Genomic DNA, 25,515 nt, shown 5'->3' with positions numbered 1-25,515 from the left:
GACGCCCCGCCCGTCCTCGGCCCGGCCCGGATAGGGTGGTAGAGACCAGAGGTCACCGTGGCCAGACGCCACCGAGAGCGGAGAACAGTCCAGTGGCAGAGCGCAAGCCGATCGAATCCTGGCTCACCGACATGGACGGGGTCCTCATCCACGAGGGCACCCCGATCCCCGGCGCCGCCGCCTTCATCAACCGGTTGCGCGAGTCCGGCAAGCCCTTCCTGGTGCTGACCAACAACTCGATCTACACGCCCCGCGACCTCCAGGCCCGGCTCAGCCGGATGGGTCTGGACGTCCCGGTCGAGAACATCTGGACCTCGGCGCTGGCCACCGCGAAGTTCCTCGACGACCAGCGTCCGGGCGGCACCGCGTACGTCATCGGCGAGGCCGGCCTGACCACCGCCCTGCACGACATCGGCTACGTCCTGACCGACCACGAGCCGGACTACGTGGTCCTCGGCGAGACCCGGACGTACAGCTTCGAGGCCATGACCAAGGCCGTCCGCCTGATCAACGGGGGTGCCCGCTTCATCTGCACCAACCCGGACGAGACCGGCCCCTCCCCCGAGGGCCCGCTGCCCGCCACCGGCGCGGTCGCCGCGCTGATCACCAAGGCGACCGGCAAGCAGCCGTACTTCGCCGGCAAGCCCAACCCGCTGATGATGCGGACCGGCCTGAACGCCATCGGCGCGCACTCGCACAGCAGCGCGATGATCGGCGACCGGATGGACACCGACATCCTGGCCGGGCTGGAGGCGGGCATGCAGACCTTCCTCGTCCTGACCGGTCTGACCTCCACCGAGGACACCGAGAAGTTCCCCTACCGTCCGACGATGACGTTCGACTCCATCGCGGACCTCGTCGATCTCGTCTGAGGCCTCCGATTAGGGCGTACGGCTGACTCGTACGGGCCAAGAGAGCGCCGCTCCGGATGCGGAGCGGCGCGTCGCACGTGAATCTCCTTGTTGAGGAGGTTCACCATGCGCACCGATCTGATCGCTCTCCGTGTCACCGGGGTGGCCGTCGCCCTGTCGGCCCTGTCCGCCGTGGCCGCACCCATCGCCCTCGCCGAGGAGGGGAACCGCGGCAGCGTCTCGGCCGACCCCAATCCGGCCGAGCCCGGGGCGCAGGTCAAACTGCGCGTCCGGGGCTGTGACGACGACTGGGCCATCGCCCAGTCCTCCGTCTTCGTCTCCGAGGTACGGCTGTCGACGGGGCGCGACGACCGGCGCACCCTGTGGGGCGACGCGATGATCCGCTCGTGGGCCGAGCCCGGCCGCCACGACATCAGGGTCAAGTGCGGCGGCCGCGGCGACCGCGAATGGGGCTCGATCGAGATCGAGCACCGCCGCGAGCACCACCCGGAGCCCCACCACACGCCGGTCTGGCCGGTCCACGCGGGTGGCGGCGGCATGTCCGAGGAGATCGCCGCGAAGTCCCTGACGAACGCGGCGCAGCAGTCCAAGGCCGCCGAGGTGGCCCGGGCCGCCGACGCGGCGCAGCTGGCCGCGGCGACGAAGAAGAGCCACGGGGGCGACGGCCCCGGTCTGCCGCAGACGGTGATCGGCGCCGTCCTCGCCGCGGTGGCCAGCCTGGCGGTCGCCGGCCGGGCGCTGAGCCTGCGCCGCCGCCGCAGCGGCGAGTGAGCGGCGGGTGAGCGAGGAGCCGAAGGGCTCCGGCGGCTCCCGGCTGCTGACGTTCGCCGCCTGGTCGGTGCTGGTGCTCGGGCTGTGGCTGTGGGGCCGCGAGATCACCGGGGTGCCCGGTGCGCTGCCCGGCCAGGCCGGTGGACCGGCGGCCCCGGGGATGCCCGCGGTGCACGTCCCGCTCGGGCCGGCCCCGCCCGCGCGGGTCGACGTACCGTCCATAGGCATCCAGGCCCCGGTGATCACCCGGGACCTGGACGCACAGGGGGCGATCGAGCCGCCCCCGTACGAGAACCCCGGCACGGTGGGCTGGTGGCGCGGCGGCGCCCAGCCCGGCACGGCCGGGACCGCGCTGATGGTCGGACACGTGGACACGCAGTCGAAGCCGGCGGTGTTCTACGGCCTGAGCTCGGCGAAGCCGGGCGACAAGATCCGCGTGGTGCGGGCGGACGGCTCGGTCGCGGAGTTCACGGTCGAGGACGTACGGGTCCACGAGCGCGCTGGCTTCGACCCGGCCAAGGCCTACGGTCCGCGGGTCAAGGGCCGGGCGGAGCTGAGGCTGGTGACCTGCGGCGGCTCGTACGACAAGGCGGCCAGGCAGTACTCGGCGAACGTGGTCGTGTCGGCGTACCTGACGGGGGCCGGGATCCGGCCGGGAACGGAGGCGTAGGCCCCCACGGGCGGCGCGGTCAGCCCCCGCCGCGAACGGAAACGAAGAAGCCCCCCGCAGCTTTCGTTGCGGGGGGCTTCTTTCGTCTGTGCGCCGCCAGGGACTCGAACCCCGGACCCGCTGATTAAGAGTCAGCTGCTCTAACCAACTGAGCTAGCGGCGCTTGGTGACAGGCAAAACTCTACCCCACCTGCGGGGGTGCTCGTGACAAGCCGCGCCCGCGCTGTCCGATTAACCCATGTTTAGGGGTTTTGTCGTGCACCATATGTCTGGGTCACCCGGATCTGACGCCCCGCCAGATGCGGTCCCGGCCGCCAGCGGACGAACAGGGAGTGACGGAACCGCATGACGATGCAGCCTCCGACGCACGTGGACGAAGTGACGCCGGCATCACCGGCCATGCCGATGGCCGCCTTCGAGGAGTACGAACCCGCCGGCGACTGCCCGTGCCGGGGCTGCGCCCAGCGCCGCCGCACGCTCGCCCGTGCCCGGGCCATACCGCTGCGCGACGGCGGCCATCCGGCCGCGCGGGGCGCCCGCCGGGCGCTGGTCCTGGCCACCGCCGCGGGAGTGGTCCTCGGCGGCGGCGCGGGAGCGGCGGTCGCGGCGGCCGCGCCGGAACCCGGCGGCACGGTGTCGCTGGACGACCCGGGGCAGCCCCAGGGCAGCCGGGGACCGCTGCACGGAGGCAAGAAGGGCACGCCCGCGAAGCCGCCGGGCCGGCCGGGAGCGCCCTCGGCGGTGAAGCGGACCGACCGGGCGACGATCATCAACCGGGCGAAGCTGTGGCTGGACGCGCAGGTCCCGTACAGCATGTCCGAGTACTGGACGGACGGCTACCGGCAGGACTGCTCGGGCTACGTCTCGATGGCCTGGAACCTCGGCACGAACGAATGGACCGGCAGCCTCGACAAGTTCGCCACCCGGATCACCAAGGAAGAGCTGCTGCCGGGAGACATGCTGCTCTTCCACAACCCGGCCGACCCCAACAAGGGCTCGCACGTCGTGCTCTTCGGCGGATGGGGGGACGAGTCGCGGACGTACTACATCGCCTACGAACAGACGAAACCCACGACGCGCCGCCAGGCCACGCCCTACGGCTACTGGAGCAACTCGACGAAGTACCTCCCGTACCGCTTCAACGGGCTGAAGGGCGCCGTCGTGCCCGGGACCCCGGTCGCCGACCCGCCGGCCCCCGGCGGCACCCCGGCGGTGTCGGCCACCTTCCCCGGGGCGTCGAAGTTCGGGCCGGGCGCGGACAACGCGTACGTCGCCCAGCTCGGCCGGATGCTGTCCGACCGGGGCGGCTCCCGCTTCTACCCGCGGGGCGTCAGCACGCGGTGGACCGACGCCGACCGGCAGGCGACCCAGGCCTTCCAGCGCGCCCAGGGCTGGACCGGCGCGGACGCCGACGGCATCCCGGGCGCGCACACCTGGCGACTGCTCGCCCAGCACCAGGGCAAGGACATCCCGCCGACGCCGGGCGCCGCACCGAACCCGCCGACGCAGGCCGGCGCTCCGGGGCCGGCCGGCAAGCCCGCCTACCCCGGCAAGGCGACCTTCCGCCCAGGGGTGTCCCACCCGTCCATCGCCGCCCTCGGCCGCCGGCTGGTGAAGAAGGGCTTCGGCGCGTACTACACGGCCGGCCCGGGCTCCCGCTGGGGCGAGGCCGACCGCCGCAACGTCGAGGCCTTCCAGCGCGCCCAGGGCTGGCGCGGAGCCGAGGCCGACGGCTATCCGGGCCCGGAAACCTGGCGCCGGCTGTTCGCATGACGAGGGAGGCAACGATGTACCCCACGCGCACGACATCGACCACGGGCACCTTCCACCCGACGGCGCCCACGGCTCCGGCTCCGATCCCGATCCCGGAGCCGGTCATGAACCCGGTCATGGACCCGGTCATGAACCCGCTCCTGGGCGAGGCCACGGGCCCGGCTCAGGGCCAGGCCGGCACGGGCCCGGCTCCCGCCACGGCTCCGCGGGCCGAGATCCACGGCGCGGGCCGGGCGGTGCCCGACGTGCCGGCGCAGTCCCCGGAACTCGTCGCCGCCGCACCCGGAGCGGCGTGGCCCGACGCGCAGGTACGGACGCAGGCGCCGGGACCGTGGGCCGCCGTGTCCGGCCGGGCGGGTCCGGAGGCGGCGGCGACGGCCCCGGACCACGGGTCCGTCCCGGCCGGCCGGGCGGTCCGCGAGGCGGCCCCGGTGGCGGACGGTCTCGACGGCGTACGGGAAGCCGTGCCCGCGATGGCCGGGACCTCGGCCGGCGGTGGCACCCCGCCGGGGCGGCCCGCCCGGGCGCAGGAGGCGGCGTGCGGCGACGTACCGGCGGCGCGGGCCCGGGCCGAGGCGGGGGTGGACATCCCGCACCCCCAGGCGGAGGGGCCCCACGGCGCGCCGGCCGCCCCGCGCCCGCGGGACCTCGAAGCCGAGACCGCCCGCCCGCACCCGCAGGACGACCCCTGGCCGGTGTCCGCGCCGGCTCGGGAGCAGCCCGCGGCGGGCATGACACTCCTCGCCGGGGAGGGGCCCCGGCCGCCTGCCCCGGCAGCCGGACCGGCCGGGTGGGGCGAGTACGGTCCGGACCCCGTCGCCGGGTACGGCTCTCCGGGTGAACGCGGCCTGCCGGACGGCCCGTCGGCCGGGGCGGCCCGTACCCCGGCTCGCGGTGGGGCCTTCCGGCAGGGGCTTCCCGAGGACGGACCGGCCGACGTGCGGGAACCGTCGGTGCCCGCGCCGGATGCGATCGCGCCGGCCGCTGCCGAGCGCGCCGGTGTTCGCGAGTCGTCGGCGATCGCGTCGGCCGCCGCCGCGCCGGCCCGTGTCCGGGAACCTTGGCCACGGGTTGCGGCCCCCGCCGCACTCGGCGGCGCCGGGGAGCCCCTCGCGCCCGAGCCCGCGCCGGCTGCCCCGGCCGAGCCGCAGGACCTGTTCTGGCCGGAACCGGAACCGGAACCGGAACCGGAACCGGAGCCGCAGCCGCAGCCGGCGTCCGTGGACGTTCCGGTTCCCGCTCCCGCTCCCGCTCCCGCCGAGGGGGCCCCGGCCGGTGGGGGCCTCGTGCCCGGTCCCGGAGTCGTGGAGGCGGTCGCGCGGGCCGTGGCGCGGATGGAGGAGGACGATACGCAGGACCTGCCCCGTGTCGGTCCGGTGCGCGGGGTCGCGGTGAGCGAGGTGCCGGTGCACCTGCCGTTCCTGGGCGCCGCCCAGCCGCACCATCAGCACCAACCCCACCACCCGCACCCGCACCCGCAGCCGCAGGAGCAAGCCGAGCCGCATGACCAGTTGGCGGGCCTCGGCCTCGGCCCGGGCCCGGGTCAGGGCCAGTCGCAGGCCCGGCCCCGGACCCGGCCCGCCGCCCCCCGCCGGACCGCGCCCGCCGCCCGTCCCGCCCCCGGCCGCCGTGTGCCCCGGGGTGACGACCGGCTGCGCGAGCACCGCGGGCCGGTGCTGCCCGGCTGGATCGGCGTGGCCGTCGGCGGGCTCGCGCTCGCCGGCTGCACGGCCGTGCTCTGGCGGGCCGGGGCCGTCCCCGACTCCCTCGCCCTCGCCTTCGGCGTGGAAACCCGGCCCTACCGCGGCCTCCAGGCCCGGTTCTGGCCCCCGCTCGCCTTCCTCGGCATCGTCGCGCTCCTCGCCCTCGGCGGTCTGGGCCGCGGCCGCGCCGGGCACGCCTGGGTGCTGACCCTCTTCGGCCGCTACCGCGGCACCGTCCGGCGCTCCGGGCTGACCTGGATCAGCCCGCTCCTGCTGCGCCGCCGGGTCGACGTCCGGCTCCGGCACTGGCGCAGCGACCCCATGCCCGCCGTCGACTCCGGCGGGCTCGCCCTCCAGGTGGTCGTCCAGGTCGTCTGGCAGGTGAAGGACACCGCCCGGGCGACCCTGGCCGTCGCCGACCACGTGGACTACCTCGCCGAACAGGTCGAATCGGCCATGGCCCGCGTCCTGTCCCAGCTGCCCGCCGACGCCTTCCACGACGACGCCCCGACCCTGCGCGACGCGGAGGCCGTCGGTGACGCCCTGACCCGGATGCTGGCGGCGGAGACCGAGGCCGTCGGGGTGGAGGTGTTCTCGGCGCAGCCGACCCGGATCGAGTACGCCCCCGAGGTCGCCGAGGCGATGCGGCGGCGCAGGGTCGCGGCGATCGACGCCAAGCACCGGGACACGGTCCTGACCTCGGTGGTGGACGCCGTCGACGACACCGTCCACCGGCTGACCTCGCGCGGGCTCGTGGAGCTCGACGACTACGAGCGCAAGGCGCTGGTGAAGGACCTGACCGTCGCCTTCTACACGGGCCGGCCGGAGTAGGGCCCCCGCGCACGGCCTCTCCGAGGTACGGGCGCGCACGAGAACGGGTGGATCCGGTGGGACCGGACCACCCGTTCTTCCGTTGGTATGGACATGGCCAACTCCCGTCAATACTGTGGCACTTGGTCTAGACCTAACCCGTCATGAGTGTCGCGACCGAGCCGTACCGCCACCACCGGTGCGGCTCGTCCCCACGCGTACGCGCGCTCTCGCCGCACCTCCCCCCACTTCAAGGAGCATCATGCGTTCCTTCCGCATGCCCGGATCCCGGAAAGCCGCCGCCGCGGTGGGCCTCGGCGTCGCCACGGCCCTCGCGCTCGTCACGGCCCCCACCGCGAGCAGTCACGGCTACACCGACACCCCCATCAGCCGCCAGAAGCTCTGCGCCAACAAGACCGTCGCCGACTGCGGGTCCATCCAGTGGGAGCCCCAGAGCGTCGAGGGCCTCAAGGGGTTCCCGGCGGCCGGTCCCGCCGACGGCCACATATGTTCGGCCAACCACGCCGAGTTCGCCCAGCTCGACGACCCGCGCGGCGGAACCTGGCCCGCCACCCCGGTGACCAGCGGCCAGAGCTACAGCTTCCGCTGGCAGTTCACTGCGAACCACTCGACCACGGACTTCCGGTACTACGTCACCAGGAACGGCTGGAACCCAGCCAAGCCCCTGACCCGCGCCGACCTCGACCCGCAGCCCTTCCTCACGGTCGCCTACAACGGCGCCCGCCCGGCGATGACCACCGTCCACCAGGGCGCCATGCCGAGCGGCAAGAGCGGCCGGCACCTGATCCTCGCCGTCTGGACGGTCAACGACACCGCGAACGCCTTCTACTCCTGCTCCGACGTTCAATTCTGACGGTACGTCAGCTATTCTCCGGCGGCATGCGGACGACGACGACACCCGAAACCGTCGCGGAGCTCATCGCGCGCCAATGGGGCGATCACCGGCCCGGACTGAAGTACGCCGACGGCGTCCTCAGCCACCACCGGACCGCCCTGGAGGCCGCGGCACGCGCCGCGCTCCTCGTCGACCTCCTGCCGCCGGGGGCGGAGCCGCACATCGGGGTGCTGCTCGACAACACCCCGGAGTTCCCGTTCTGGCTCGGCGCGGCGGCCCTCGCCGGGGCCGCCGTGGCCGGGATCAACCCCACCCGGCGCGGCCCGGAGCTCGCCCGCGACATCCTGCACACCGACTGCCGGATCCTGGTGACCGAGCGGGTGCACCTCCCGCTGCTGCGCGGCCTCGACCTGCCCGGTGTCCGCCTCCTGGTCACGGACACCGACGCGTACGGAGCCCTGCTCGCCCCGTACGCCGGCGCGAAGCCCGGCGACGCGACCCTCGGCTCCGGGCCCGGGCCCTCCTCCCGGCTGCTGCTCTACTTCACCTCCGGTTCCACGGGCGCTCCCAAGGCCGCGATCTGCACCCAGGGCCGCCTCGCCGGCGCGGGACACTCGCTCGCCCGGCACTTCTCCGTCACCCCGGACGACGTCCACTACATCTGCATGCCGCTCTTCCACGGCAACGCCGTCATCGCCGACTGGCTGCCGGCCCTCGCGGGCGGAGCCGCGGTGGCCCTGCGCCGCCGCTTCTCCGCCTCCGCGTTCCTGGACGACGTACGCGCCTACGGGGCGACGTACTTCACCTACGTCGGCCGGGCGGTGCAGTACCTCCTCGCCACCCCGCCCGGCCCGGACGACCGAGCGCACGCCCTGCGCCTGGGTTTCGGCACCGAGGCCGGGGCGGTCGACGCGGCGCGCTTCCACGAACGCTTCGGGGTCCGCCTCGTCGAGGGCTACGGGGCCACCGAGGGCGGGGCCTCCGTCCAGCGGACCCCCGACACCCCGCCGGGGGCCCTGGGCCGCGCGGGCGCGGGCGACGACCTGGCCGTCGTCGACCCGGAGACGGGCCGGGAGTGCCCGCCGGCCGTCCTGGACCCGCGGGGCCGCCTCCTCAACGGCGGCGAGGCCATCGGCGAGCTGGTCAACAAGGGCCGAAGCCTCTTCGAGGGGTACTGGCGCAACCCCGACGCGCAGGCGGCGCGCACCCGCGAGGGCTGGTACTGGACCGGCGACCTCTTCTTCCGCGACGCCGAGGGCTTCCTCTACTTCGCGGGCCGCACCGACGACCGGCTGCGCGTCGACAGCGAGAACCTGGCGGCCGCGGTGATCGAGAACATCCTGGCCCGGTGGGCGCCGGCCGCCGCGGTCGCCGTGTACGCCGTACCGGACGAGGTGGCGGGCGACCAGGTCATGGCGGCCGTCGCCCTGCGGGAGGGGGCGGGATCCGCGTTCTCCCCGGAGGCCTTCGAGGCCTTCCTCGCCGCCCAGCCGGACCTCGGCACCAAGATGGCCCCGCGCTACGTCCGGATCGTCGCGGCCCTGCCGACCACGGCGACGAACAAGGTCCACCGGGTCTCCCTGCGCCGCGCGGCCTTCCTGACCCCGGACCCGGTCTGGTGGCGCCGGCCGGGCGAGGCCTCGTACCGGCGGCTGGATCCGGCGGACGTGGAGGCGCTCCTGGCCTCGTACGGGGCCCAGGGGCGGGCCGATCTGCTGGGGCGCTGAACGCGGTTTTGAGCACCCCGGAGGAGCAGGTAGTATTTTCTCTGTCAGCAGGCGCCGCTAGCTCAGTTGGTTAGAGCAGCTGACTCTTAATCAGCGGGTCCGGGGTTCGAGTCCCTGGCGGCGCACCTGTCCTTCGGGCGGTTTCCGGTTCACCGGGAACCGCCCGAAGTGTTTTCCGGACCGGCCGGGCGCCCCGGCCGGAGCTCTCGGGAGCTCCTCGTCCGGGACCTTCGCCGCCGGTCAGAGGGTGAGGGACAGCAGGAGCGGCGCCGCCTTCCGGTTCAGTACCTCGGCCGCGGCCCGTAGCCGGTGGGCGTGCTCGACCGGCAGCGAGAGGGCCAGGCAGCCCACCGAGGAGCCGGCGGTGATCGGGACGGCCGCACAGACCGTGCCGACCGCGTACTCCTGCAGGTCGAGCATCGGCACCGTGGCCGGCTGGCTGTCCAGCTTCGAGAACAGGATCCGTTCGTTCACGATCGTCTTCGACGTGAGCCGGGCGATCTTGTGCCGGGACAGGTGGTCGCGTCGGCCGTTCTGGTCGAGCTGGGTCAGCAGGCACTTGCCCACGGCGCTGGCGTGCGCCGCCGAGCGGAAATCGACCCACTCGTGCACCTTGGGCGTGCGCGGGCTGTCCGCGAACTGGGTGATCCGGACCTCGCCGTCCACGTACCGGCTGATGTAGACCGCGGCGCCCACCGAGTCCCGCAGCCGGTCCAAGGTGTCCTGCAGCTTGTTCTGCAGGGCCAGCTGGCGGTCGACGCCGGAGCCGAGGAGGACGAGCGAGTCGCCTATCGCATAGGCGCCGTCGGACACCTGCAGCACGTACCCCTCGCGGCGCAGCATGAGGAGCATCGGCGCGAGATGGACCGCCGGAAGGCCGGTCTCCCGCGCGATCTGTATATCGGTCACGCCGCCGGTATGGCGGGCGACCGCTTCGAGTACGCGCAGTGCGTACTGCACCGAGTGGAACGGCGCGGTCGGCTCGGGCTTCAGCGCCACGGTTTCCCCCTAGCAGGTTGTTACCGCTTGCCCCACCACGATAGCCATCAAGGGGGCCGCGTGGAGCGCCTGTTGAAGAACTTGATGGCTCAATCACGCCCCTCTGCCTGGATCTACTCCGATGGCATATGCCAAGGTCATGCGCTTGGCCCGGTGTGCCGGGAATGCCCGGAGGCCACCGGCGGGTTGGCATGTCCGTAAGCACGACCGAGCGGAGCGGGGAGCGCGATGAGTGACACTGCCGAAGGTGCCGGGACGGCCAGCGGCGCCGGCAGCGCCGGTGACAGCGGCAGCACCGCCGGGACCGGCGAGATACGGGGGACCGCCCTCGGCGACGCCCCGGTGCCGCTCTCGGTGCTGGACCTCGCCGTCGTCGGCGCCGGCGGCACCGCCCACGACGCCCTGCGCACCAGCGTCGCCGTGGCCCGGCTGGCCGAGTCCCGCGGCTACCAGCGGCACTGGGTCGCCGAGCACCACTCCCACCCCGGCGTGGCCAGTTCCTCCCCGGCCGTGATCCTGGCCCACCTCGCCGCCCACACCACCCGCATCCGGCTGGGCTCGGGCGGGGTCATGCTGCCCAATCACGCCCCCCTCGCGGTCGCCGAGCAGTTCGGCACGCTGGAGGCCCTGGCCCCGGGCCGGATCGACCTCGGTCTCGGCCGCGCGCCCGGCACCGACGGGCACACCGCCGCCGCGCTGCGCGGCGGGCGCCTCGACGAGTCCGCGGACGAGTTCCCCCGCCAGCTCGCGGAGCTGATCCGCTTCCTCGACGACGACTTCCCCGACGGGCACCCGTACGCCCGCGTGCACGCCGTGCCCGGCCGGGTCCAGGGCGGTGGCACGGGGCGGCCGCCCATCTGGCTGCTCGGCTCCTCCGGTTTCAGCGCGAGCCTGTCCGGCCGGCTCGGCCTGCCCTTCGCCTACGCCCACCACTTCTCCCCGGCCGGCACCCTCCCCGCCCTGGAGCTCTACCGCCGGTCCTTCCGCCCCTCGGCCGTGCTGGACGCCCCGTACGCCATGATCGCGACCGGGGCGCTCGCCGCGGACACCGCCGAGGAGGCCCGCGCCCAGGCCCTGGCCGGCGCCCTGTGGGCGCTGCGGCTGCGCACCGGGAACCTCGGGCTGGTCCCGACGCCCGAGGAGGCGGCGGCGTACCCGTACTCGCCCATCGAGCGCGATTTCGTGGACGGGCGGCTCGCCGATGTCGTCCACGGCACCCCCGACGAGGTCCGCGACGGGCTCGACCGGCTGGTCGGGGCGACCGGCGCCGACGAGCTGATGCTGACCTCCAACGCCCACGGCGGAGCAGCCCGGTTGCGCTCGTACGAGCTCGTCGCAGATGCGTACGCGATGCCCACGGACGCCCCGGCGCGCTCCTGACCGCCGGCGAACGGGGTTTGGCTGGTTTGTTGCCGAAACCTTGCGCGGAGGTGGCATAAGGGGTCCTTAAACTGCTCGTCACCGGGGTGGCGGGCAGTTTTTGGTATGCACCCACGCCTCTGACAAGGGGATTTGTTCCTCGAGTGGTCTAGTCCTTCTTTGGTCCAAACCATTGACGCGGCTGGGCGGTGATCGCTATCACTTCTCCCACCCGATGTCCGAAGACGGCCAGTCCCCTCCCACCCCCCGGAGGCAGTTCATGCACATCCGTAAACCCCTCATCGCGGCCGCCGCCACGGCAGCGCTGGCAGCCGGAGCGCTGGCCACCTTCGCGGGGCTCGCCACCGCCTCGGCCGCCGAGTCCTCGACGACCGCCACGGCCGGCAACGTCAAGATCGCCTACTACGACCAGTGGAGCGTGTACGGGAACGCCTTTTATCCCAAGCACCTCGATACCCGTGGCATAGCGAGCAAACTGGACGTCATCAACTATTCGTTCGGCAACATCCATCCCACCGACCTCACCTGTTTCGAGGCGAACAAGGCGGCGGGCGACGACAACAACGCCAGTGCCGGTGACGGTGCGGGCGACTCGTACGCCGACTACCAGAAGTCCTTCAGCGCGGCCGACAGCGTCAGCGGCGTCGCGGACAAGTGGGACCAGCCGATCGTCGGCGTCTTCAACCAGTTCAAGCAGCTCAAGGCCAAGTACCCGAACCTGAAGATCAACATCTCGGTCGGCGGCTGGTCCTACTCGAAGTACTTCAGCGACGCGGCCAAGACCGACGCCTCCCGCAAGAAGCTCGTCTCCTCCTGCATCGACCAGTACATCAAGGGCAACCTGCCCGTCGAGGGCGGCTACGGCGGCGCGGGCAGCGCGGCGGGCATCTTCGACGGCATCGACATCGACTGGGAGTACCCGGGCTCGGCGGGCGGCCACCTCGGCAACCACTACGCCCCCGAGGACAAGCAGAACTTCACGCTCCTGCTGAAGGAGTTCCGCACCCAGCTCGACGCCTACGGCGCGGCCAACGGCGGCAAGCACTACCTGCTGACCTCGGCCCTGCCGGCCGGCCAGGACAAGATCAAGTACATCGAGACGGACAAGATCGGCGCGTACCTCGACTACGCGAACATCATGACGTACGACATGCACGGCGCCTGGGACGCGGACGGCCCGACGTACCACCAGTCCCCGCTGCTGAACTCGGCCGCCGACCCGACCGACGTGATCGCCCCGGGCACCCAGAAGTACGGCATCAAGAACGCCATCGACTCCTGGATCGACGGCAACGCGGCCTACGGCATCGCCGGCGGCTTCCCGGCCAACAAGCTGACCCTGGGCTACGAGTTCTACTACCGCGGCTGGAAGGGCGTTCCGGCCGGCACCACCAACGGCCTCGCCCAGCCCGCCACCCAGGCCTCCGCGGCCCGTCCGACCAGCCAGCAGGCCGGCATCGCGCTCTACAAGGAGCTCGGCGGGATCGTCGACAACCCGGCGACCACCTTCTGGGACGACCAGGCCAAGGCCTCCTACTTCTTCAAGGACGGCGAGTTCTTCACCGGCCTGAACCAGAAGTCCATCCAGGCCCGGGTCGACTACGGCAAGCAGCGCGGCCTGGCCGGCGCGATGATGTACTCCCTCCTCGGCCTGGACGCCAACGCCACGCTGCTGAACCAGATCTCGGACTCCCTGGGCGGCACCACCCAGCCGCCGACCACCCCGCCGACCACGCCTCCCACCACCCCGCCCACGACGCCTCCGACCACCCCGCCGACGACGCCGCCCACCACGGGCTGCACCGCCGCGGCCTACGTGCCGGGCACCGTCTACACCGGCGGCAGCGAGGTCTCGTACAACGGCCACAAGTACAAGGCCCAGTGGTGGACCCAGAACGAGGTGCCCGGCACCACCGGTGAATGGGGTGTCTGGAAGGACCTCGGCGCCTGCTGATCTCCCCCCACCCCGCGCCGAGCGCCGACCGCCCCCGCCCCCTGCCCAGGGGTGCGGGGGCGGTCGTGCGCGGGTGGTGCGGGATGCGAGTGGTGCGGGATGCGCGATAGGGGATGCGGGGCCGCTCAGGCGGACGGCGGACGGGCGGTGATCATCTCGGCGATCAGTTCCGGGGCCACCGCGCGCGAGTACAGCCAGCCCTGGCCGGTGTCGCAGCCGACGCGGCGCAGCCGGGCCGCCTGTCCGGCCGTCTCCACGCACTCCGCCGTCACCGTCAGGCCCAGCCGGTGCGCGAGCTGCACCAGGGCCTCGACGATGGTCTCGTCGGCCGGGTTCGGATGGGCGCCCTCCTCGTAGCGGAAGCCCCGGACGAAGGAACCGTCCAGCTTCAGCACCGAGACCGGCAGCCGGCTGAGGTAGGCGAGGTTGGAATACCCGGTGCCGAAGTCGTCGATGGCGATCCGCACCCCCATGTCGCTCAGCGCCTGCAGGGCCTGGAGCGGCCGCCCGGCCGAGCCCATCACCGCCGATTCCGTCAGCTCCAGCTGGAGCAGCTGCGGGGCCAGACCCGTCTCGGAGAGGATCTCGGCGACGTCACCCACCAGGTCGGAGTCCCAGACCTGGCGCACCGCCACGTTGACGGACACGAAGACGGGGGAGTCGCTGGGCTGCTCGATCTGCCAGCGGCGCGCCTGGCGGCACGCCGTCCGCAGCACCCACCGCCCCAGCTGGACGATGGAGCCGTCCTCCTCCGCGATGCCGATGAACCGATTCGGCGTGAGCGTGCCGAACTGCGGATGGCTCCAGCGCACCAGGGCCTCGACCCCGCGCACCAGGCCGCTCTCCAGGTCCACCAGCGGCTGGTACTCCAGCGTGAACTCGCCGCGCTCCACGGCCGGCCGCAGGGTGGAGGAGAGTGCCTGCCGCGTCATCCTGTGCGCGTTGCGCTCCGGGTCGAAGAGCGTCCAGCGGGCCTTGCCGTCGGCCTTGGCCCAGTACAGCGTGGTGTCCGCGGCCTGCATCAGCGCCGTCGCCGAGGTTCCGGCGGCCGCCCGCTCCACCACCCCGATCGACGCGGAGACCGACAGCCGCTGCCCGGCCAGGTCGAACGGCTCCTGTACCGCGGCCAGCACGCTCCGGGCCAGGTCCGCGAGCTGCTCGGTGCCGGTGGAGTCCTCGACGAGCAGGGCGAACTCGTCGCCGCCGAGCCGCGCCACGAGGTGGCCGCCGGTGCGCCCGTAGCCGGACTGGTCGGCGCACTGCGTCAGCCGGGCGGCGACGGCGGTCAGCAGCCGGTCGCCGACCCGGTGGCCGAGGGTGTCGTTGACGGCTTTGAACCCGTCGAGGTCCAGGTAGCACAGCCCGATCCGGCCGGTGCCGCCGTGCTCGTACGAGGACGCCTCCAGGGCGGCGGAGAGCCGCTCGAAGAACAGCGCCCGGTTGGGCAGCCGGGTGACCGGGTCGTGCATCTGGAGGTGGCGCAGCCGGGCCTGGAGGTCGCGCCGGTCGCTGATGTCGGCGACGGACAGCAGCACTTCGCCGGACCCCGGGACGGGCCCGAGGGTGATCTCGGTCCAGAGCGAGTGCCCGTCGGGGTGCTTGATCCGGCGGGTGCAGCGCAGCCGGGCCTGGCGGCCGCGCAGCACCTCCTGGTACGCCTGCCAGGTGCGGGCCTCGGAGGCCAGGTCCACCAGGTCGGCGGCGGACCGCCCCGCGAGGGCGTGGGGCTGGGCGCCGAGGAGGCCGGCGAGCGCCTGGTTCGCGCGGACGACGTGACCGGTGCGGTCGACGACGGCCATCGCGAGGTGGGCCGCGTCGAAGGCGGCCCGGTAGTCCGCCCGGCGTCCGGCCGGGTGCTCGGCCTGCTGCTCGTGCGGGTGCGCTGCCTCCTGCCCGGTCCCCTGCCCGGTCTGGTGCCCGGCCCGGTGCTCAGCCCCGTCGTCGGCCCCGTGCTGGGACCGGCCGCCGTCGCGGGACGAGGACCGCACGCGGTCCGGGGTGGCCGTCGCCGCCACTGCGGTGTGACGCTGCGTCATGGCCGGTCGGATGCTGTCGGCCGCCGAACCGGGTCCTTCTGAGGTTCCGCTCACCGTTGGCTCCCGCAGTGCGTGTCGGTGTCCGTGCAGGAAAGTCTGCCGATCATAGAGGCTGCCGTACGGCCCTATCCAGCGGCGTCGCCGTACGGGGCGCGTGAGTTCAGCGGGGTGACGAATCGTCGGCCCGGAGCCGTGTGATCGTTTCTGCGCGACTGTGTCCGCGTGGCGGCCGTCGTTGTCCTGACCTGACCGGCCGTGACGTTCCGTAGACAGACACGTGAACCCCGCGCGTCACCGGCTTGCCCTGGTGCTCACTCGTGTGGGGCAGCGGAACAGGGCATTAGTAAGACAATCGCCTCAAGGTGGATGAAGAGGGATCAATCCACCACCGGAGGTCGATGTGCCGCGACAGCAGACACCCGGGGGAGTGGACCGCTCCCACTTGCGGACCACGGCGGCGGCGGTCACCTCCCTGGCGGCGCTCGCCGCCATGTCGCTCGTCGCGGGGCCCGCGGTCGCCGCCCCCGGGGCCGGACCCTGCGCGCTGACCCGTACCGCGGCGCACCATTCCCTGGGTCTGGACACCTGGAACGGCGCCTACCCCCGGCCCGAGCGCACCCTCAACGCGGTCATGGTCTTCCTGTCCTTCCCCGACCACCGCCCCACCCTGACGACCGAGCAGCTCACCGGCGACTACTTCCCGGCGACCAGCGACTTCTTCGAGCGGGCCTCCTACGGCCGGTTCCGGCTGGTCCCCCACCCGCAGAAGCAGTGGACCAGGATGCCGAAGCCGTCCGCGGCCTACGGGATACAGCGGGACTGGGCCCCGGCGGGCCGCGCCGCCTACCTGCGCGACGCCGTGGCGGCCGCCGACCCGCAGGTGGACTTCAGCCAGTACGACGTCGTCTACTTCGTCGCCGACCCGGACGCCCCGGGCGTCGACTCGGACGCCACCAAGGTCGTCAACTTCGACCGCCCGATCAGCGCCGACGGCACGCAGCTGCGCCGCATCGTCACGGTCTTCGAGAAGCACCCGCCGGACCGCAACGTACTGGCCCACGAGACCGGGCACGTCTTCGACCTGCCCGACCTGTACCACCGGCCGACGGACGGGAAGGGCGACTGGGACACGTACGTCGGTGACTGGGACGTCATGGGCAGCCAGTTCGGCATGGCCCCGGACCTCTTCGCCTGGCAGAAGTGGAAGCTGGGCTGGCTGGACGCCTCCCAGGTCGACTGCGTGCGGTCGGGCTCCTCCCTGCACACCCTCCAGCCCCTCTCCGCCGCCCCCCTCCGGGGCGGCACGGGCGGCACCCGGCTGGCCGTGGTCCGAACGGGCTCCGGCAGCGCGATCGCCGTCGAGGCGCGTGGCTCCGCCGGCAACGACGGGGAGACGTGCACGGAGGGCGTCCTCGTCTACCGCGTCCGCAACGAGGCGGCGTCGGGGGGCGGGCCGATCGAGGTCGTGGACGCACATCCGGACACCGAGGCGTGCTGGGACCGGTCGGTGTACCCGCCGCTCGCGGACGCGCCGCTGGAGGTGGGGGAGACGTTCACGGTGCCGGGCGAGCGGGTCACCATCGAAGTGGCGGACCGGACGCAGTCGGGCGCCTACACGGTGAAGATCACGCGGTAGCGGGAGCGGTAGCGGCGGGACACGGGACACGAAAAGGACCCCCACTCGCGTGGGGGTCCTTCTCCGTCTGTGCGCCGCCAGGGACTCGAACCCCGGACCCGCTGATTAAGAGTCAGCTGCTCTAACCAACTGAGCTAGCGGCGCTTGGTGACGAGCAAGACATTAGCACCCCGACCGGCGATCGGAAAAATCGATATCCGCAGCTCGGGCGGCCCGGACGAATGCCCACAGCAGGGCCTCGGGTCCGGGCAGCCAGGGCTGGCGGGTGTCGGGCGCCACCAGCCACCGGGACGGCCCGTGCCCGGCGGCCAGCGGGGGCACGGTGATGGCGTCCCCGCGGCCGTGGCAGAGCGGGGCCGGGGCGGTGGGGGCGCCGGGGGAGTGGGGGGTGCCGGGAGTGCCGGGAGCGCCGTGGGTGCCGTGGGCGCCCCATTCCTCCCAGGCGAGGAGCGCCGGGAGCCGGTGGGCGGTGCCGGGGGCGGCGAAGAGCAGCATCCGCCCGCGGTGCACGGCGGCCGGCCCGGAGCCGGGGCCCTCGGCCCAGAGCATGTCGAGCATGCGGCGGCCGAGGACGAGCGGGACGTTGACGACGTCGAAGGCGGTCCCGCAGGGCAGCGCGGCGGGCGCGGTGGGCCGGGCCTGCCAGGCGCAGAGCGTGCGGTGCGGGTGTGCGGACGCGGAGGCGAGCCAGGCGGCGCCGGTCGGCGTGACGTGCGTGGCGGGGGTCCGCGGGGTCCGCGGGGTCCGAGGGGCGCGCGCGTCGAGGGCGGGACAGCTCGTCAGGGTCGTCATATGCCAAGGTCTACCGCGCGTAGTGGTTCGGTCCCCGGGAGTTACGGAAAGCGGGGACGGGCGGGGTCCGACTGGGGTATGTTGCGCGCCGCATATGCCAGTGGTCGCCGGCGGTCGCCAGCACGTCGCGCGCGCGGCTCCCCGGATCGCGGCTGACGGAGCGGGGGAGTCGTGGCCGGATGGTGGGGCGTTCCGCCGGAGGGTGTGCGCCGGCGCGGGACGGCCGGCCCCTTCGCGGGCGTGGGCCCGCTCCCCTTCGGGACGGCTCCCGAAGGGGCGTCGACCGCCCACGGGGCCGCCGCGGCCGCCGAGTGGGCGAACGGAGCCCGGCCCCGTACGGCCTCGCGGCGGCTGCGTACGCCGCCGGGGCCGACCCGGGCGAACGGCCTAGGCGCTCTCGGGGCCGGCGCCGCGGAGGAGGGACTCGCCGAACTCGATCATCTTGAGCGCATAGTCCTCGGTCCACTCCGCCTGCTCCGCGATCGCCGCCGCGGGCAGCCGGTCGAAGCGCCTGGGGTCCGCCAGCTGCGCCGCGGCCACCGCCTGGAACTCCACCGCGCGCTCCTGTGCCGCCCGGAACGCCAGCGTCAGCTCCGTCGCCCGGATCAGCAGCTCCCGCGGGTCGTCGATCGATTCGAGGTCGAAGAAGTGCTCCGGGTCGGTGACGGTCTCCGACGGCTCGAAGAGCAGCTGCGCGGGCCGCAACCTGCGCTGCGTCCGCTCGGGCTCTGCCATGCGTGTCCTCCTGCTGCGCGTACGAAAAGCTTCCGGGCCACCGTCCATTGTCCAACGTCGCGCAAGATGGCCGGAGAGTGCCCGCACGTCGATGGGAACACGCGTACGGCCGATGGGGCGGACGGGGAACGGGACCGGCTCTGCGACGAGAGCGTCGAGCAGGTGATCGGCCGCAGCGGGCCGACGGGCGTGCGGGGCGGCCATGTTCCCGGTGTCCACACCGCCGGCGCCGCGCGGGTCACGGGCGTGCGGCCGCCGCCGCGTCCAGCTCCGTCAGCGTCGCGCGCAGCCAGTCGAGTTCGGCCCGGCTGGTCGCCCGTGCGATCGCCAGCACCCCCTGCCGGAACGGGTCGTGCACTTCCTCCGCGCGCAGCGGCCGGTCGCCCGCATAGAAGAAGCTCGACGGCTGTTCCAGGAACGCCAGGCGCCGGCGCAACACCGCTGCCTGAGCCGGGCCGTCGTCGTCCAGGTACCGGAGGAACGCCAGGACCGTGAACCACCGGTTCTCGTCGCTGACCTCCAGCTCCGCCGGCTCCGCCAGCCGCCGGCGCACCTCCGCCCTGCCCTGTTCGGTCAGGTCCAGCACGTGCCGGGGCGCGGCTCCCGTGCCGGGCCGGGTCTCCCGTCGCAGCCATCCCGACTTCTCCAGGCGCTTGATCGCCGGGTAGAGGGTGCCCTCCGCGATCGGCTTGACGTGGCCGGTCAGGGCGGCGATGCGACGGCGGAGTTCGTAGCCGTGCAAGGGGGTTTCGTACAGGAAGCCGAGGATGGCCAGTTCGAGCATGCCCGTCATTATGCTTCACCCCCGTAGTACAACGCAGTCGACATACATCGGCGCCGATGTATAGTCCGGAACGGAATCCCCCACCCCTGGAAGGCGGCAGCGATGCGACAGACCGGATTCGGCACCGAAGGCGCGTCCATACGCTGGACGGAGGCCGACGGCGCAGGCCCCGCACGGGTCCACGTACACGGACTGGGCGCCGCGTCCGGGCCCTACACCGCGCACCTCTCGCTGGACCCGGCCCTGGCGGGGCGCCGGACGCTCTTCGTCGACCTGCCCGGCTTCGGGATCAGCGACCGCCCCGCCGGCTTCGGGTACTCCCCGGAGGACCACGCCGAGGCGCTCGCCGCCGTCTTCGCCGCAGCCGGGGTGACCGGCGCCGAAGTGGTCGGCCACAGCATGGGCGGCGCGGTCGCCATCGTCCTCGCCCACCGCCACCCCGCGCTCGTCTCCCGCCTCGTGCTCGCCGAGGCCAGGCTCGACCCGCATCTGGGTCTGCTTCCCGGCGGCAGCGGCATCACCGCCTACTCCGAGGAGGAGTTCGTGCGCGGCGGGGGGTTCGAGGCCACCCTCGAACGCGTGGGCTGGCTGTGGAGCGCCACGATGCGGCTCGCCGACCCCGTCGCACTGCACCGCAGCGCGGTGGGGCTGGACCGCGCCACGCAGCCCACCCTGCGGGCCATGCTGGAATCCCTCGACATCCCCCGGGACTTCCTCATCGGGGCGTCGAGCCCGGACATCTGGGACCGTGCGCGACTCACCGACGCCGGGGTCCGCGTGGTGACGGTGCCCGACGCGGCGCACTGCCTCATGTTCGACAATCCCCGGGCCTACGCCGCCGCGATCGCGGGCGGGTGAGCCCGGCCCGGTCAGGGCCTCCAGCTCACCCGGTGTTCCGCCAGGTGCGCCAGCACCGAATGGTTGGCCTCCCAGCCGTCCGGGAACTTCACCGTCACGCCCAGCTGCACCGGCTCCGTCGACGGGTGCTCGTCCAGCAGGTCCGCGATCCCCGCGCGGGCCACCACCACGCAGGCGTGCCGGTGCCGCGAGGCCAACACGCACAGCCGGCCCGTCTCCAGATGGAACGCGGTCGCGTCCGGGCGGCCCGACAGGGGGTGGAGGACGACCGTGAGGTCGTACTCGCGCCCCTGCAGCCGGTTCGCGGTGTCCACCGTGACTCCGGAGACGCCCAGGGCTGCCAGCGCCGCGCGGACCGCCGCCGCCTGGTCGCGGTGGGCCGTGCCCACGGCGATCCGGTCGGCCGTCAGCGGGGACGGGCCGCCGGGCTGCTCGTCCACCGTCACCGCGCCCCGGTCCAGCGCCCGGCGGACCACCAGGGCCACCGCCCGCACCGCCTCCGGATCGGTGCGGGGCGTGTGCCGGGCCGGGAGCTCCAGAAGGCCCCAGCCCGACTCGGCGGCCTCGTCCAGGACCCGGTCGGGGCCCGAGCCGTCGCCCGCCACCCCGTAGGACAGCCGGCGTTCGCCGTGGCCCGTACCGCTGCGGAACTGCGTGTACGGGTAGAACGCGCGGGAGACCAGCGGCGCGGCCGAAGCCGGCAGCCGCCACGACACCGGCAGCCGGTGCTGCGGCAGCGTCGGGTTGTGGGCGAGCAGGGTGCTGACCGCCGAGGCGGAGGGGTCGTAGGACAGGCCCGCCCACTGCTCGGCGCCGACCACGCTGAAGGGGTCCAGCTGCCCCGGGTCGCCCACGAACAGGGCCCGGTCGAACAGCCCGGCCACGGCCAGCAGGGCGTCCGAGCGCATCTGGTAGGCCTCGTCCACGATGGCGTGCTCCCAGGGCTCCACGTTCTTGACCCAGGCCCACTTGGCCGCCGTCGAGAGGGTGACCGGCAGCTCGGCGAGGTCGGCCGCCTTCGAGGAGAGGACCACCGAGTCCAGTTCGCGCAGGGCCGGATCGTAGGCGTCGGCGTCGCTGCTGTGCAGCCGGCCGACCCGAAGCTCCGGGTCCTTGCCGTGGAGCCGCAGCACCAGGTCGTCGACCTGCGCGTTGGTCTGCGCGACCACCATGAGCCGGCGCCCGGCCGCGGCCAGCTCCCGCGCCGCCCGGACCACCAGCGTGGACTTGCCGGCCCCGGGCGGGGAGTCGACGACCACGCCCCGGGCCGTGCCGTGCAGGGTGTCGCGCAGGATGGCCCCGGTGGCCCGGTCGGCCTCGGTGCCCGGATCGAAGCTCACAGCAGGTCCTCGTCGGTCACGGGGTCGGGAAGCGGCAGCGGCGGCGCGGCGGCGCCGGCGGCCAGGTGCGCGGGCGGTCCGCCGTGGGTCCACGGGGTCTGCTCGGGGTCCGGCAGCTTCGGGCCGCCGCGCGCGTCGTGCTCGAAGAGCGTCCAGCAGATCCGGTCGCCCTTCTCGGGCACCGAGCCGGCCTCCGGTTCCCTGCCGCGGCCCATCTTGTCGAGGAGCCGCAGCACGAGCCGGCCGTCCTCCTCCCAGCGGACGAACCGGGCGCTCTGGGGGCGGCCGTCCAGCGAGCGGTACACCTTGGCGCCCTGGCCGCCGCCCTCACCGCCGGCGGTCAGCTGGGGCCGGTCCTCCGTGGCCACCGTCACCAGCGGGCGCGGGCTCGGCCGCTTCGCGTCCGTCCACTCCATGACCACTTCGACGACCTCGCCGGCGAAGGCCTCGCCGGCGTGCCGCCGGCCCGCCATCACCAGCGGGTCGTCCAGGGCCTCGTGGGCGTCGAGCTTGACCTGTTCGCGCTCCCGCGCGGCCAGCTTCGCCGCCGCCGTCACCGCGTCGTCGCGGCGCGGCTGCGGGGCCTCGCCCGAGCGGACCCGGTCCCGGTGCGCGGTGTACGACCAGCGGTCGCCGGTCCAGCGGTCCACGGTCCGTTCCCCGGGCGGCAGTTCGCGCATCAGCCGGACGGCCTGCCAGGTCGCGTCCCAGGTGCTGCGCATCTGGTCCTCGACGAGCCGGCGCACCGCCCGCTCCGCGGACCGCCGCGCCTCGCCGGCCGCCGGTCCGGCCGCCCGCGCCGCGTCGTACTTCGCGATCGCCGGAGCCAGCAGCTTGTTGTCGAAGGCCGGATCGGTGGCCGGACCGGCCGGCGGGACCAGCAGCTGCCCGTCCCCGCCCCGGCCGAGCTCCGCGCGCAGCGCCCACTCGGCGCCGGACACGCCCTGCGGCGGGTCGATCCACGCCAGCAGCGCACCCAGGTGCTGGTCCTCGAGACTGCTCTGGCCCGTCGCCCAGTGCCGCGACAGCAGGTCCGTCGCCGACAGCAGCATCGAGGAGCCCGGCACCCGGGAGCGCTCCGCGAGGTGCGTGAACCAGCGCCCCAGCAACGGCACCCGCGCGGGCGCCGGATAGGGGTTCTCGGGATCCTCCTCGGCGGTCCGCCGGAACCGCATGGACCGGCCCAGCAGCCGTACGAACTCGATGCCCGCGCGGCTGGGCACGATCAGCTGCGGCGCGTCGAGGCACAGCTCGGCGGTGGCCTTGAGCCCCGTCTCGGGATCGGTCTCGTTGCGCTCCACGAGCTCGACCTCGTCGGCGTACCCGTCGATGTACGGGACCACGTAGCCCGCCAGCTCCGCCAGGAACTCCCAGCGCAGGTCGCGGTCGCGCGGCTGCGGTATGGCGAGGATCCGCGGCTCGTCCGGATCGGTGCCGAACATCGCCCCGAGCGGAGCCCCGGCCTCGCCCGCCGTCGTCAGCGGTACGAGGACCAGCGGGCGTTCGCCCAGGTGCCGGTGCCGTACGGTCGCCAGGGCCTGGGCCCGGCCGGCCCGGACGGCCTCGAGCCGGGCCAGGGTGGTCAGCAGGGACATGCGCGGGCCTCCTGGCGGATCCGGGCGGGGGCATGCTCCAGGGCCTCGGCGCGCAGCCGGGCGGCGTACCGCAGCGCGGCCCCCGTCGGGTCGGCGTGGCTCTCGGTCTCGGCGCAGGGGTCGGCATCGGGGCCGTCGCCCGGTCCGGCTCCGCGGCCGGCGGCCGGCTCGTCCCCCGGGCCCGCCAGGGCCGCCGCGAGGGCGGCCTCGACGGTGCTCAGGGCGCCCAGCTCACCCCGTACGGAGCGGCCCAGCGCGGTCACCTCGCCGGCCCCGCGCGCCCGTTCCCGGCAGTGGAAGGCCAGCTCACAGGCGGCCAGGCACTCGGGGGCATAGGCGGCGGAGACGGCCGCGACGGCCTCGGTCAGCTCCTCGGCGGAGCGCGCCGGATCGAAGCTGAGCCCCTCGGGCAGGGCCCCGGCCAGTTCCTCGACCCGGGTGAGGCGCTCCAGCTGGCGCAGGGTCACGGAGCGCTCCCGGCGGACGTCGACGGGGGAGGCGGTCGGCAGGTTGGAGAAGTCCTTGGGGCAGACCAGCAGCACGGTCTGCCCGACCTCGGCGCCGGTCAGCTTCTCGGCGGTCCGCTCCAGGGCCAGCACGTAGACGGCGGCCTGGCGGGCGGCGGCGCCCACCTTCGCCGCGTCGGCGGTCCCGTCGATCACCGGGAACGACTTGATCTCCACGACGGTCCAGCGGCCGTCGGGATGCACGACCACGGCGTCCGGCTCCAGGTAGGCCGGGGACCCGGCCACCTCCAGGGCGAGCATGGGGTGGTCGAGCAGGGTCCAGGCCCCGGCGGCGGTCGCCTCCCGCAGCGCGAGCGCGGTGCGGGCGGCGCGGCCCTCCGGCCCGGCTGCGGTGAGGTCGGGCCGGAGGGCGTCCGCGCCGGGCGGCTCCACCCGGGCGCCGGCCGCGGTGCCGGAAGCCGGTCCCGCACCGAGGTGTTCGTACACGAGCCGCAGGAGCTCGGCGCCGCCGTCGCCCTTGACCTTGGCCTCGAAGGAGTTCCCGCGCACGATGGCGAACTGCGACTGGCCGAAGGCGGCGGGCGAGCCGAGGGCCGCCGCCAGGACGGTCTTGTCCACGCCGGCGCCGTCGAGCAGCGCGCGTCTGCCGCAGCCGGGGTTGGCGGCGAGGGCCGCCAGCGCACGGGCGTCGAGGGGACGGGGCGGTACAGCGGGGCCGCGCAGGTCAGCGAGCCGCTGCCGCAGTGCCGCCGGCTGGGGGGCCCTCGGCTGCGGGGCCGGGGGCCGCGGGGTCCGGGGCCGCGGGGGCTGCGAAGCCTGAGCCCGGGGCGGCGGGCTCTGCGGCGGCTGACCGCTGGACGGGTAGGAGCTCACCCGCGGAAGTGTCCCATCCGCCACTGACAATCGTGGACTTACCGTGGAAACCGGCTGCTCGGGCCGTATCCGGGCCGGACGCGCCGGGTGCGGTGGGTGAGGCGGGCGAGGCAAACGCGGTGGGTGAGGCGGGTGCGGCGGACGCGGCGGACCGGCCGTTCACGGCGGGCACGACGGCGCGGGCCGCGAGCCAGCCGACGCCCATGACGGCGGCCCCGGCGACGGCGTCGAGGAAGTAGTGGTTGGCCGTGCCCATGACCACGAGGGCGGTGACGGCGGGGTACGCGGCGCCGAGCGCCCGCACCACCGGCCGGCGCCCGTGGCGCCACAGGGAGATGCCGCACCACAGGGCCCAGCCCACGTGCAGGCTCGGCATGGCGGCGAACTGGTTGGTGAAGGAGCCGAGCCCGCGCGGGGCGCTGGCCTCGCCGCCCCACCAGCCGTATCCGCTGTAGCGGGCCATCGTGTCGACGAAGCCGTACGAGGCGTCGAGGAGCCGGGGCGGGCAGGTCGGAACCAGGGCGAAACCGATGAGCCCGAGGAGGGTGGAGAACATCAGCCAGGTCCTGGCGAATCGATACTGCACGGGGCGGCGGTGGTAGAGCCAGATCAGCACGGCCGGGGTGACGAGGTAGTGCAGCGAGGCGTAGACGAAGTCGGCGGGTATGCCGAGCAGGCCCTGGTCGGTGAAGAGCCGGTTGAGCGGCCGCTCGAAGTCGATCCGCAGCAGCTCCTCAAGGCGCAGGATCGCGAGCCCGTGGTCCACGGCGAGCCGCAGGTCGCCCCGGACGAGGAGTCTGCCGCCCGAGTACGCCGCGTAGACGAGGCCCAGGAGCAGCAGTTCGGCCCACCATCGTGGGGGTTGCCGCCGATTAGTCATACGC

General features: G+C 73.9%; 19 protein-coding genes, 3 tRNA genes and 1 pseudogene. 12 read left to right on the top strand and 11 right to left on the bottom strand.

All coding sequences use genetic code 11. The annotated features are described in order from the left end of the window. Positions 1-92 precede the first annotated feature (92 nt). The 3 genes from ABZY44_RS09190 to ABZY44_RS09180 all read left to right on the top strand — a co-directional run bounded on the left by ABZY44_RS09190 (position 93) and on the right by ABZY44_RS09180 (position 2,313). The gene (locus ABZY44_RS09190; protein WP_356651545.1) at positions 93-872 is read left to right on the top strand and encodes an HAD-IIA family hydrolase; all 780 of its coding nucleotides are present in this window, start codon (positions 93-95) and stop codon (positions 870-872) included. A gap of 105 nt (positions 873-977) precedes the next feature. Then, the gene (locus tag ABZY44_RS09185; protein ID WP_356651543.1) at positions 978-1,643 is read left to right on the top strand and encodes a hypothetical protein; all 666 of its coding nucleotides are present in this window, start codon (positions 978-980) and stop codon (positions 1,641-1,643) included. A 7-nt stretch (positions 1,644-1,650) separates the two neighbouring features. After that, entirely contained in the window at positions 1,651-2,313 is a 663-nt protein-coding gene (locus ABZY44_RS09180) for a class F sortase (RefSeq protein ID WP_356651541.1), read from the top strand. An 89-nt stretch (positions 2,314-2,402) separates the two neighbouring features. Here the strand turns inward: ABZY44_RS09180 and ABZY44_RS09175 are convergent. Next, positions 2,403-2,476: transfer RNA gene (locus tag ABZY44_RS09175), tRNA-Lys, on the bottom strand. A 236-nt stretch (positions 2,477-2,712) separates the two neighbouring features. Between ABZY44_RS09175 and ABZY44_RS09170 the strand changes: the two genes are divergently transcribed. From ABZY44_RS09170 to ABZY44_RS09150, 5 genes are all read left to right on the top strand, one after another. Then, entirely contained in the window at positions 2,713-4,086 is a 1,374-nt protein-coding gene (locus tag ABZY44_RS09170; protein WP_356651655.1) for a peptidoglycan-binding protein, read from the top strand. A 14-nt stretch (positions 4,087-4,100) separates the two neighbouring features. Further along, the gene (locus tag ABZY44_RS09165) at positions 4,101-6,620 is read left to right on the top strand and encodes an SPFH domain-containing protein (RefSeq protein ID WP_356651539.1); all 2,520 of its coding nucleotides are present in this window, start codon (positions 4,101-4,103) and stop codon (positions 6,618-6,620) included. A gap of 241 nt (positions 6,621-6,861) precedes the next feature. After that, positions 6,862-7,473 carry a lytic polysaccharide monooxygenase gene (locus ABZY44_RS09160; protein WP_356651537.1) on the top strand — a complete coding sequence of 204 codons (612 nt, stop codon included), beginning with the start codon at positions 6,862-6,864 and terminating at the stop codon, positions 7,471-7,473. A gap of 26 nt (positions 7,474-7,499) precedes the next feature. Beyond that, positions 7,500-9,182, top strand: a complete 1,683-nt coding sequence (locus ABZY44_RS09155) for an AMP-binding protein (RefSeq protein WP_356651535.1) — start codon at positions 7,500-7,502, stop codon at positions 9,180-9,182. 51 nt (positions 9,183-9,233) lie between these two features. After that, positions 9,234-9,307, top strand: a tRNA-Lys gene (locus ABZY44_RS09150). A 115-nt stretch (positions 9,308-9,422) separates the two neighbouring features. On the opposite strand, the gene ABZY44_RS09145 is transcribed toward ABZY44_RS09150, so the two are convergent. Then, positions 9,423-10,181, bottom strand: a complete 759-nt coding sequence (locus ABZY44_RS09145) for an IclR family transcriptional regulator C-terminal domain-containing protein (protein ID WP_356651533.1) — start codon at positions 10,179-10,181, stop codon at positions 9,423-9,425. Between the two features lie 228 nt (positions 10,182-10,409). Between ABZY44_RS09145 and ABZY44_RS09140 the strand changes: the two genes are divergently transcribed. Next, positions 10,410-11,561, top strand: a complete 1,152-nt coding sequence (locus tag ABZY44_RS09140; protein ID WP_356651531.1) for an LLM class flavin-dependent oxidoreductase — start codon at positions 10,410-10,412, stop codon at positions 11,559-11,561. A gap of 259 nt (positions 11,562-11,820) precedes the next feature. Further along, complete coding sequence (locus tag ABZY44_RS09135) at positions 11,821-13,515, top strand: glycosyl hydrolase family 18 protein (protein ID WP_356651529.1); 1,695 nt, start codon at positions 11,821-11,823, stop codon at positions 13,513-13,515. A gap of 125 nt (positions 13,516-13,640) precedes the next feature. Here ABZY44_RS09135 and ABZY44_RS09130 read toward each other — a convergent pair whose 3' ends face one another. Then, positions 13,641-15,551 (bottom strand): EAL domain-containing protein, encoded by a 1,911-nt coding sequence (locus ABZY44_RS09130; RefSeq protein ID WP_356651527.1) that lies wholly within the window; start codon positions 15,549-15,551, stop codon positions 13,641-13,643. 400 nt (positions 15,552-15,951) lie between these two features. Between ABZY44_RS09130 and ABZY44_RS09125 the strand changes: the two genes are divergently transcribed. Continuing rightward, entirely contained in the window at positions 15,952-17,187 is a 1,236-nt protein-coding gene (locus ABZY44_RS09125; RefSeq protein ID WP_356651525.1) for a M6 family metalloprotease domain-containing protein, read from the top strand. Positions 17,188-17,257: 70 nt separating this feature from the next. Here ABZY44_RS09125 and ABZY44_RS09120 read toward each other — a convergent pair. The 4 genes and pseudogenes from ABZY44_RS09120 to ABZY44_RS09105 all read right to left on the bottom strand — a co-directional run bounded on the left by ABZY44_RS09120 (position 17,258) and on the right by ABZY44_RS09105 (position 19,498). Next, positions 17,258-17,331: transfer RNA gene (locus tag ABZY44_RS09120), tRNA-Lys, on the bottom strand. After that, positions 17,322-17,979: pseudogene (locus tag ABZY44_RS09115) on the bottom strand (hypothetical protein). Before ABZY44_RS09115 ends, ABZY44_RS09120 begins: the two are co-directional and overlap by 10 nt. Before the next feature lie 387 nt (positions 17,980-18,366). After that, positions 18,367-18,714: a hypothetical protein gene (locus ABZY44_RS09110; RefSeq protein WP_356651523.1), complete on the bottom strand. Its 348-nt coding sequence runs from the start codon at positions 18,712-18,714 to the stop codon at positions 18,367-18,369. Between the two features lie 238 nt (positions 18,715-18,952). Next, entirely contained in the window at positions 18,953-19,498 is a 546-nt protein-coding gene (locus tag ABZY44_RS09105) for a PadR family transcriptional regulator (RefSeq protein WP_356651521.1), read from the bottom strand. A gap of 102 nt (positions 19,499-19,600) precedes the next feature. On the opposite strand from ABZY44_RS09105, the gene ABZY44_RS09100 reads away from it, so the two are divergent. Then, the gene (locus ABZY44_RS09100; protein WP_356651519.1) at positions 19,601-20,356 is read left to right on the top strand and encodes an alpha/beta hydrolase; all 756 of its coding nucleotides are present in this window, start codon (positions 19,601-19,603) and stop codon (positions 20,354-20,356) included. Positions 20,357-20,367: 11 nt separating this feature from the next. On the opposite strand, the gene ABZY44_RS09095 is transcribed toward ABZY44_RS09100, so the two are convergent. The 4 genes from ABZY44_RS09095 to ABZY44_RS09080 all read right to left on the bottom strand — a co-directional run bounded on the left by ABZY44_RS09095 (position 20,368) and on the right by ABZY44_RS09080 (position 25,511). Continuing rightward, complete coding sequence (locus ABZY44_RS09095) at positions 20,368-21,696, bottom strand: AAA domain-containing protein (RefSeq protein ID WP_356651517.1); 1,329 nt, start codon at positions 21,694-21,696, stop codon at positions 20,368-20,370. Next, on the bottom strand, positions 21,693-23,291 hold the full coding sequence (locus ABZY44_RS09090; protein WP_356651515.1) for a hypothetical protein: 1,599 nt from the start codon (positions 23,289-23,291) through the stop codon (positions 21,693-21,695). Before ABZY44_RS09090 ends, ABZY44_RS09095 begins: the two co-directional genes overlap by 4 nt. Then, positions 23,279-24,376, bottom strand: coding sequence for a hypothetical protein (locus ABZY44_RS09085; RefSeq protein ID WP_356651513.1), 1,098 nt, complete (start codon positions 24,374-24,376; stop codon positions 23,279-23,281). The genes ABZY44_RS09090 and ABZY44_RS09085 overlap by 13 nt, the downstream gene beginning before the upstream one ends. Positions 24,377-24,482: 106 nt before the next feature. Next, the gene (locus ABZY44_RS09080) at positions 24,483-25,511 is read right to left on the bottom strand and encodes a phosphatase PAP2 family protein (RefSeq protein ID WP_356651512.1); all 1,029 of its coding nucleotides are present in this window, start codon (positions 25,509-25,511) and stop codon (positions 24,483-24,485) included. Positions 25,512-25,515: the final 4 nt, after the last annotated feature.

The sequence above is a fragment of the Streptomyces sp. NPDC006544 genome (assembly GCF_040611715.1).
In the GTDB taxonomy this organism is placed as follows: Bacteria; Actinomycetota; Actinomycetes; order Streptomycetales; family Streptomycetaceae; genus Streptomyces.
This window is presented reverse-complemented; position numbering and strand designations above follow the sequence as displayed.